The organism is Clostridium sp. DSM 8431 (assembly GCF_900116755.1).
Lineage (GTDB): Bacteria > Bacillota > Clostridia > Clostridiales > Clostridiaceae > Clostridium.
Map to the genome: position 1 here is coordinate 1 of NZ_FPBY01000138.1, position 9,123 is coordinate 9,123.

Consider the following 9,123-nt stretch of genomic DNA (forward strand, 5'->3'; position numbering starts at 1 on the left):
CAAAGGGAGGAAAGCCTCTTCTTGGTATATGCCTTGGCATGCAGGTATTATTTGAAAAGGGATATGAAGGTGAAGAAACAGAGGGGCTTGGACTTTTAAAGGGAAATGTTACAAAAATGGAAGAGCCAAGTGTTAAGATACCTCATATTGGTTGGAACAACTTAGAGAAAAATAGAGAAGACGATATGTTAAAGGGAATTGAAAAAGATGCCTTTGTATATTATGTTCACTCATATCGTGCTTCAGAATATAATGATGAAGATTTAGTTGGATATTCATCTTATGGAAGTCTTAAAATACCTGGACTATTTAGAAAAGATAATATTATAGGAGCACAGTTTCATCCAGAGAAAAGTGGAGAAGATGGACTTAAGATGCTTATTAATTTTAAGGAGTTGATTTAATGATAATTATACCTGCAATTGATATTATAGATGGAAAACCAGTAAGACTATATCAAGGAGATTATAATAAAAAGGAAATAGTAGCTGAGGATATTCTTGAAACTGCTAAGAAATTTGAAGCTTTAGGTGCAGGATATATTCATCTTGTAGATTTAGATGGAGCTAAAAAAGGTGAACTTGTAAATGGTGATGTTATCATTAAAACAGCTAAGTCAGTTAAGGTGCCTGTTGAAGTTGGCGGAGGTATAAGAAATTTTGAAACTATAAAATATTTTATTGATAATGGAGTTTCTAGAGTAATCTTAGGAACAAGTGCTATGGAAGATGAAGAATTAGTTAAGAAGGCAGTAGCTGAGTATGGTGAAAAAATAGCTGTTGGAATTGACTGCAAAGATGGATATGCCTGCGGAAGAGGGTGGCTTGAAAAGAGTTCATTATATTATATAGATTTTGCTAAAAAGCTTAAAGAACTTGGAATTAAGACTGTTATTGTAACAGATATAAGCAAGGATGGAACTTTAGAAGGACCAAATATTGAAATGCTTAGAAAGTTAAAGGATGAAGTTGATATAAATATTACTGCTTCAGGTGGTATTAGAGATATTGAAAATATTAAGGCTTTAAAAGAATTAAATATATATGGAGCAATAACAGGAAAGGCAATTTATGCAGAAACCCTTTCATTAAAAGATGCTATAGAGGTATCAAAGGGGGAAATGTAATATGCATAGAAAGAGAATAGTACCCTGCCTTGATGTAAGAGCAGGAAAGGTAGTTAAGGGAATAAACTTTGTTGGTATTAAAGAAGTTGGAGATCCTGTAGAACTAGCAAAAATGTATTATGAACAAGGGGCTGATGAATTAGTTTTCTTAGATATAACTGCTACTCATGAAGGAAGAGGAATAATGAAAAATGTAGTTGAACGTGTAGCTGAAAATATTTTTATTCCTTTTACTGTAGGGGGAGGCCTTAAGACTATGGATGATATAAAGACAATCCTAAGAGCTGGAGCTGATAAGATAAGCTTAAACTCTGCAGCTGTAAGAAACAAAAGACTTATTGAAGAAGGAGCATATACCTTTGGAAATCAGTGTATTGTATTAGCTGTAGATGCAAGAAGAAGACCTGATAATAGTGGATGGAATGTAGTTATTGAAGGTGGAAGAAAAGATACAGGTATTGATGCCTTAAAGTGGATAGAAGAAGGTACAAAGCTTGGAGCTGGGGAAATCCTTTTAACTTCTATGGATGCTGACGGAACAAAAAAAGGTTTTGATATTGAACTTACAAAGGCAGTATCTAATTTAACTAATGTGCCAGTAATAGCTTCTGGTGGATGTGGAAGTTTAGAACATTTCTATGATGTATTTAATGAAGCTGATGCAGATGCAGCCTTAGCAGCTTCATTATTTCACTATGGAGAATTAACTGTTGGACAGGTTAAAGAGTATTTAGATGAAAAGAAGATTGCAGTTAGAATTTAGGGGAAGATATTATGAATAAAGAAGAAATAATGAAAAAGGTAGATTTAATTGACTTTGATAAGGGAAATGGATTAATACCTGCTATTGTTCAAGATGCTGAAAATAAGGAAGTTTTAATGCTTGCCTATATGTCTAGAGAAAGTCTTATAAAAACATTAGAAGGAGATACTTCATGGTTTTATAGTAGAAGTAGAAATGAGCTTTGGAATAAAGGAGCAACATCAGGACATTTACAATATGTAAAGGAAATAAAGGTAGATTGTGATAATGATACATTATTACTATTAGTTAATCAGGTAGGAGCAGCATGTCATACAGGAAATAGAAGCTGTTTTTATAGAAATTTATAGGGGGTATTTATAATGGAAAATGAAAGTGCAATAAAAGAATTATATTCAACAATATTAGATAGAAAAGAAAATGGTGAAGAAGGTTCTTATACTGTTTATTTATTTAATAAAGGAACTAAGAAAATCTTAAAGAAGGTTGGAGAAGAGTGTACAGAAGTAGTTATTAGTGCACTTGCAGAAAGTAAGGAAGATCAAGTTAATGAAATTTCTGATTTAACATACCACTTACTTGTTTTAATGGCTCAGCTTGATATACCAGTTGAAATGGTTGAAGAGGAGCTTAAGAAAAGAGCTAATAAGATAAATAATTTTAAAGGTGAAAGAAAAGAAATTAAAAACTATTAATTTAGAAGTAATTTAGAATGTAGAATGCATAGTTAATATAGAATTTAGAATTAAAGAGTAATTGAATTAAATTGCCCCATTTGAAGGGGCCAATCCGAATAAATTTATAGTTAAAGTGGTTTTTACGCTACAAAGTATTGTGAAGATCACTTTTATTTCATCCATAAAATATCAGTTGCTATCTTTTCGCCGAAAGATATATCATGTTCTACAAATAACATTGTAGGTTTAATATTACATATAAGTTTTTCTATTTGTAAACGTGAGATTATATCAAGAAAATTTAAAGGTTCATCCCATATAAATAATTCAGCTTTTTCACATAAACTTTTTGCAATTAATAATTTTTTCTTTTGACCTTCACTCCATTCATCTATATTCTTTTCATACTGATTTGTTTCAAATCCCATTTTATATAGTTTACTTTTTATAAGAGCTTCATCAATATAATTTTCAATAATAAATTCTTTTAAAGTACCTTTTAAAAATGATGTGTCTTGAGAAATATAAGATATTTTTTGGGGTTTTATAATTGTACCAGAATAATTTATATTTTCATTAAGTATAGATTTTATAATACTTGATTTTCCACATCCATTAGTACCACGAAGCCATAAGCGAGTGCCATTTTTTATTTTAAAGCTTAAGGGGCTAAAGAGTGGCATATTATCATAAAATATTTGAAGATTATGTATATCAAGTATAGTGTCATTTCCTTCAGATAATATTAGCATGTCTAAATCTTCTTCAACTTCACAATCCTTTAGGAGAGTTGTTTTCTCATTAATAAATTTTTCTTTACGTGCATTTATACACTTAGCTCTTTTCATCATTTTTGCAGCTTTATGACCAATATAACCTTTATCATATGAGGTACTGCTATTTTTTGAGGCCTCTGTTTGCTTTGCCCAATTTTCTTTCTGTATAGATGCATTTTTTAGTCGTTCAATTTCTTTTTTTAATTTTTCATTTTTAGCTTTTTCAAATTCATCTTGTCTGGTTTTATTTAACTGCCATGTGGTGAAATTTCCCTTTTGAACATTAATGCTACATTTATTAATTGATAAAATATGATTAACAGTATTATCTATAAAATTTCTATCATGTGAGACAACAATAAAACCTTTTTTTGAAGCAAGATATTTAGAAACAGCTATTCTTCCATTGGTATCTAAATGATTGGTTGGTTCATCTATTAATAAAAAATGATTTTTCTTTAAGAATAAAGCTATTAATAACAATTTGTTTTGTTCTCCATAACTTAGGGTTTCAAATACACGGTTTAATAAATCTGGGTCAAGATTCATTTTACGGACTTCTTTTTCAATCATCTCATTAATGATATAGCCATCATAATAAATAAATTTTTCAAGGACTTCGCCATATTCATTAATTTGTGATGGAGAATTAGAAAATTCATTTATTTGTTTTTCCCATAAGGCAAAAGGAGCGATAGATTCTCTAATAACTTCTAAGGCTATAGCTTTTTTATTTCTGACTTCATAAGGGAAATATTCAAATTTAACAGGACTAGATATTGTACCACTATATTCATATTCGCCCATTAAAAGCTTAAGAAAAGTTGTTTTTCCACGTCCGTTTCTTCCGATTAATGCAAGTTTCCAGTCAGTATCAATAGAAAAAGAAACATCTTTAAATATATCCTCTCCATAATTATTATATTGAAAGGATAAATTATTTACACTTATTTGAGGCATGTTATCATCTCCTTAAAAATTAAAATAAGAATTTGTTTTTTATTTAATTAAAAAGATAACATATATTTGATTTTATATCAAATAATTTAATAAAAGAAAAAAAAAGTAATTGATTGTTTGCTTTTTTTATTAGGTATTATTCAAATATAAATAAAATAATTTAAAAATTAATTGAATCGTGAATAAATTTGTGTAAAAATACAAAAAAGAAAGAAAAAAATAAATAAGTAAAAAGTTGACGGAAAAAGAAAAAATATATACAATATCGATGTAAGAATTATAGAGGTGATTGAATGAAGATATTAGCACCTATAAGCTCATTAAAAGAAGTAGAAAAAGTGATAAATGCAGGTGCAGATGAAGTATATTGCGGAATTATAGATAAAAAATTAACAGAAAAATATAGCCTGCCATTTATTAATAGAAGACCATTTGATAATTGTAATTTAAGTTCTTTTAATGAATTAAAAGGAGTAGTAGATTATTGTCATAAAAGAAATGTACAAGTTTATGTGACATTAAATGAACCTATATATACTGAAGAAGAGTTTAACTATATAGAATATAATCTTAAAAAATTTTGTGAATTAGGTGTTGATGCTGTAATTGTATCAGATTTGGGATTGGTTAGTTATATAAAAGAAAAAAAATATAAAATTAATATTCATATAAGTACTTGTGCATCTATATATAATGCTGAAGGCGTTCAATTTTGCAAAAAACATGGTGCTTCAAGAGTAATTTTACCAAGACATATGACAATAGATGAAATAAATGGATTAATAAAAAAAGATTCTAATATTGAGTATGAAGTAATAGTTTTAAATACTAATTGTCAATATGATGATGGTTATTGTACATATGAACATTCGTTAGGTAATTATATTAAAGATCCATCTTTTGAAGGTGGAGGATGTGGAGCTGTAGAGCAGATGAAGGTGTTTTTAAAAAAAGGACATTCATCAGATTTATTGTTAGATATTGAAGGAGAGTATAGACGGCGTCAAAGAACCTTTAATCAAAGTTGTGGAGTATGTTCAATTGCAAGGTTATCAAAAATGGGAGTAGATGCTTTAAAAATTGTTGGTAGAGAGTATGTTACTGAAAAGAAAGTTAAAGATGTTGAATTTTTATATAGAGTAAGAAAGATATCTGAAACTTGTAATGATGAATCTGATTTGATTAAATTAGTAAAATCAGAGTATTTAAAAATTTACAATAAAAAATGTTATGATAGATGTTATTATTAAGGGGAAATTATGGAAGAAGCTATTTTTATAAAAAATATTAATGATATTAGTAGTGTTCCTGATAACTATAGAAGGATATATTTTGGAGAAGAATTTTGTGAAAATAAGATACCATCTTTAAAAAAATTTAAAGATGCTTATGACTATACATATAAAAATAATAAATATTTAACTATAGTTTTTCCTTATCTTACAGATAAGGGCTTGAGTAATGTTAAAAAAATTATAGATAATTTGGAAATATTATCTCCTGGTTTTGAAATAGTAGCAAATGACTGGGGTACTATATATTTTATAAAAGAAAAATATCCTGAGGCTAATGTTATAGTAGGAAGATTATTAAATAAGATAAAAAGAGATCCAAGAATAAAGACTGCAGAAGATGCACTTCCAAAAGAAATATATGATTTATATAAGTGTAGTAATTTATTAACAAAGGTTAGTCAGAATCTTTTGAGTAAACTTAACATAAAAAATATAGAATTTGATTGTCCTATGCACGGAGTAAGATTAAAAAAAAGTAAGTTTAATTATTCAGTACATTATCCATTTGGATATATAACCACAACAAGGTTATGCATAAATAATAAATTAACATATAGTAATGGAAATGATTATGCATGTAATGAACAATGTTGTCAATATACTGCTCTTGAGTATAAAAATAAAAGTTTCCCATGTAGGGTGTTTCAAAAGGGGAATACTGTTTTTTATTATAATAATATGATATCAAAAGAACAATTAGCAAAGATGGGGTTTAAAAGAATAATAAGTCATAGAGAATTATAAATAGGGAGTGGGCATTTATGATGAATGGGGTAGTTGCAAAAAATAAAAATTTAAGATTAATCTCTCGTGATGGAAAAAATATTGTTGTTGATAAGGAATCAGGATCATGGGCATTACTTCCTAAAAAAATAATAAATATTTTACAAGATATTGATGATAAGGTTGAAGTGAGTGAGTTTTTAGAAAAATTCAATATAAGTGAAAAAGAATTTATTGGATTATATAAGGCAAATATGTTTCTTATTAATGGAAAACAATACTTTGATTATAGTATTTATGATACATATATAAAAAAATATCCATCTTTGGGAGTTATACATATTACAAGCGATTGTAACTTAAGGTGTAAATATTGTTTTGCAAATTGTGAGAGTGGTATAAGCATATCAGAAGAACAAATAAAAAAAACAATTGATGCATTTTTAAACTTACCTAATAAAAATATTACAATTGATTTTCATGGAGGAGAACCATTATTAGCATTCAAAAAGATAAAAAAAGCAGTAGAATATGCTAATAAACGAGCGGTTATACATGATAAAAACATTCGTTTTGTATTACAAACTAATGGGACATTATTAAACGATGAAAAATTAAAATTTATAAAAGAAAATAAAATTGATATAGGGTTAAGCTTTGATGGTCCTAAAAGTATACATGATAGAAATAGATTTTATCCTAATCAAAAAGGATCATTTAATGAAGTAATGAGGGCTGTTAAACTTTTAAGGAAATATGATATGACAGTAAAAACAGCAACTGTTATTACAAATACAGATGAAATGGAAGAAATATTTGATTTTTTTGTTAGTAATAAAATTTATAGAATGAAATTTATGCTTTGCCATAATCAAGGTAGAGGAGAAAATTGTGAGAAGCCAGATCAAATTGAGTTTGCAAAAAATCACTTAAAAATTTTGGATAAGGCAATTGAATTCAATAAACTTAATGGCGATAAAATCAAGTTGACTTGTTTAGCTCCAATAATTAATAATATAACAACTTTTAGAAGGAATTGGAGTTGTATGAATTCGCCTTGTGGTGCTGGTAGTCAAAATATTGCTGTTGGTGAAGATGGAAGAATACTACCTTGTGATTATATGTTTGGTTGTAAAGATGAAAAAAAATTTATTTTAGGTAATATAAACGATTGTATGTCACTTGTTGATTTGGTAGATAAATCAGATATTATTAATGATATTAGAAAAAGAAATGTAAGAAATATAAAGAAATGTAATGATTGCACTTGGAAATATATTTGTTGTGGAGGATGTACAACAGAATCATATGGTGAATTTTCTGATTTGAAGCATGAAAGTAAGTTGTGTGAATATTACAGTATAGTTATTGAGGGGATAATACAGAGATTGGGAAGTAATTACAAGGAAATTAAATATATTGGAAATGTCAATTCTGAAATGGAGTGATAATTATAAAAGATAAAAATATTATAAATTTATTAAAAAATGCAAATTTTAGATGGATTTTATTAAGTGAAATAATTTCTTTAGTAGGTTCAAATCTTCATTATTTTGCAATTATATGGTATATAAGTACTGAGTATGGTTCAGCGTCATCAATAGGAGGATATGTAATAACTTCAATGTTGCCATATGTATTATTTGGAGGTATTGCTGGACTAGCTTCAGACATATTTGATAAGAAGAAAGTTATGTGTATTGTAAATATTATAAATGGCTTTTTTATAGGAGTACTTTTATTTTTAGTTTATATAAATTGTTTAAATCTTTATTATATCTATGGGGTAAGTTTTTTAATGACTACATTAGATTTATTCTTTTCACCAGCAAAATATTCAATGATACCTATTCTTGTATCAGAAGACGATTTATTAGGAGCTAATTCCTTAATGACAAGTGTTAATGAAGTTTTAAGAATAGTTTTACCTGTTTTTAGTGGTATAGTTTCATCTGTATTAAGTTTAAAAATTGTTTTTACTATTGATTCAATATCTTATTTTTTAGCAGCACTTTGTATTTATAAAATATGTTACAAGGAAAGTGAAATTAAAAAGATATCCTATTCAAATGTTAAGGAAGTTTTTAATGAATTAAAATTAGGTTTTAAGTATATTATTGAAAGTAAAATTATTTTATTAGTTTTATTAATATCAATTATTTTAAACATAGTTACAGCACCAATTAGTACATTAGCAGTAATTTTTATACAAGATGTATTAAACTTAGATGTTAAATTTTTTGGTATATTAGAAGCTGTATTAAGTGTTGGATTTATTATTGGAACTATAATTCTAAATCATATATCAAATAAAAAATCTAACAATATCCATATAATTATTATTGGGTGTATATTACTTAGTATTGGAATGGCGTTATTTTCCATGTCAAAAATATTTCCAGTTACAATGGTAGCATACTTTTTAATAGGAATAGCCATGTGTGTAACAAGTGTAGCTGCAATGACAATTAAGCAGAAAGCTATACCTGAAGAAATAATGGGAAGAGTTCTTGGAATATCAGATGTTATAGTTATGATGTTTATGTCATTATCAGTTGGAGTTTCTGGGGTTTTAGCAGATTACATAGGATTAAGATTTGTTTTTATGTTTTCTGCGTTAGGCGTAATTTTACTTATTATTTTAATATTAATTTATAAGAAGAAGTTTATTAATACATAAGTTGTATGTTGCTAAGTCAGCCGGTAAAGTATACATGACTTAGATGATATAAATCTATATTTATTAAGACCAGCTAATAATAGTCAAGTAAATTTTAAAAAATAATATTTTTTAAAAAAGGGT

10 protein-coding genes are annotated in these 9,123 nt (G+C 27.3%); 9 read left to right on the forward strand and 1 reads right to left on the reverse strand.

The window, feature by feature from the left end; translation table 11 throughout:
• The 5 genes from hisH to hisE form a co-directional block, all read left to right on the forward strand.
• Positions 1-404: imidazole glycerol phosphate synthase subunit HisH (gene hisH, locus BM384_RS12810; RefSeq protein WP_139232112.1), on the forward strand; the 404-nt coding region annotated here is incomplete at its 5' end.
• The gene (gene hisA / locus BM384_RS12815; protein WP_090014173.1) at positions 404-1,126 is read left to right on the forward strand and encodes a 1-(5-phosphoribosyl)-5-[(5-phosphoribosylamino)methylideneamino]imidazole-4-carboxamide isomerase; all 723 of its coding nucleotides are present in this window, start codon (positions 404-406) and stop codon (positions 1,124-1,126) included. The genes hisH and hisA, both read left to right, overlap by 1 nt.
• 1 nt (position 1,127) lies before the next feature.
• Positions 1,128-1,889: an imidazole glycerol phosphate synthase subunit HisF gene (hisF, locus tag BM384_RS12820; RefSeq protein WP_090014175.1), complete on the forward strand. Its 762-nt coding sequence runs from the start codon at positions 1,128-1,130 to the stop codon at positions 1,887-1,889.
• An 11-nt stretch (positions 1,890-1,900) separates the two neighbouring features.
• The gene (gene hisI, locus BM384_RS12825) at positions 1,901-2,239 is read left to right on the forward strand and encodes a phosphoribosyl-AMP cyclohydrolase (protein ID WP_090014177.1); all 339 of its coding nucleotides are present in this window, start codon (positions 1,901-1,903) and stop codon (positions 2,237-2,239) included.
• A 12-nt stretch (positions 2,240-2,251) separates the two neighbouring features.
• Positions 2,252-2,584, forward strand: a complete 333-nt coding sequence (gene hisE / locus BM384_RS12830; RefSeq protein WP_090014178.1) for a phosphoribosyl-ATP diphosphatase — start codon at positions 2,252-2,254, stop codon at positions 2,582-2,584.
• Between the two features lie 152 nt (positions 2,585-2,736).
• Here the strand turns inward: hisE and abc-f are convergent, their stop codons facing one another.
• The gene (gene abc-f, locus BM384_RS12835) at positions 2,737-4,302 is read right to left on the reverse strand and encodes a ribosomal protection-like ABC-F family protein (protein ID WP_090014180.1); all 1,566 of its coding nucleotides are present in this window, start codon (positions 4,300-4,302) and stop codon (positions 2,737-2,739) included.
• A gap of 293 nt (positions 4,303-4,595) precedes the next feature.
• Here abc-f and BM384_RS12840 point away from each other — a divergent pair, with 293 nt between their 5' ends.
• From BM384_RS12840 to BM384_RS12855, 4 genes are read left to right on the forward strand one after another with little or no spacing between them, the layout of a single operon-like run.
• Positions 4,596-5,552, forward strand: coding sequence for a peptidase U32 family protein (locus tag BM384_RS12840; protein ID WP_090014182.1), 957 nt, complete (start codon positions 4,596-4,598; stop codon positions 5,550-5,552).
• 9 nt (positions 5,553-5,561) lie between these two features.
• Positions 5,562-6,341 carry a hypothetical protein gene (locus BM384_RS12845; protein ID WP_090014185.1) on the forward strand — a complete coding sequence of 260 codons (780 nt, stop codon included), beginning with the start codon at positions 5,562-5,564 and terminating at the stop codon, positions 6,339-6,341.
• Positions 6,342-6,358: 17 nt separating this feature from the next.
• Positions 6,359-7,768 carry a radical SAM/SPASM domain-containing protein gene (locus BM384_RS12850; RefSeq protein WP_090014187.1) on the forward strand — a complete coding sequence of 470 codons (1,410 nt, stop codon included), beginning with the start codon at positions 6,359-6,361 and terminating at the stop codon, positions 7,766-7,768.
• Positions 7,765-9,000, forward strand: a complete 1,236-nt coding sequence (locus BM384_RS12855; RefSeq protein ID WP_090014189.1) for an MFS transporter — start codon at positions 7,765-7,767, stop codon at positions 8,998-9,000. Before BM384_RS12850 ends, BM384_RS12855 begins: the two co-directional genes overlap by 4 nt.
• Positions 9,001-9,123 lie beyond the last annotated feature (123 nt).

Excerpts from the sequence above, each read along its gene's own strand:
- hisE (WP_090014178.1), top strand. The coding sequence starts at position 2,252 with ATGGAAAATGAAAGTGCAATAAAAGAATTATATTCAACAATATTAGAT.
- hisF (WP_090014175.1), top strand. The coding sequence starts at position 1,128 with ATGCATAGAAAGAGAATAGTACCCTGCCTTGATGTAAGAGCAGGAAAG.
- BM384_RS12840 (WP_090014182.1), top strand. The coding sequence starts at position 4,596 with ATGAAGATATTAGCACCTATAAGCTCATTAAAAGAAGTAGAAAAAGTG.
- abc-f (WP_090014180.1), bottom strand. The coding sequence starts at position 4,302 with ATGCCTCAAATAAGTGTAAATAATTTATCCTTTCAATATAATAATTAT.
- BM384_RS12845 (WP_090014185.1), top strand. The coding sequence starts at position 5,562 with ATGGAAGAAGCTATTTTTATAAAAAATATTAATGATATTAGTAGTGTT.
- BM384_RS12850 (WP_090014187.1), top strand. The coding sequence starts at position 6,359 with ATGATGAATGGGGTAGTTGCAAAAAATAAAAATTTAAGATTAATCTCT.
- hisI (WP_090014177.1), top strand. The coding sequence starts at position 1,901 with ATGAATAAAGAAGAAATAATGAAAAAGGTAGATTTAATTGACTTTGAT.
- hisA (WP_090014173.1), top strand. The coding sequence starts at position 404 with ATGATAATTATACCTGCAATTGATATTATAGATGGAAAACCAGTAAGA.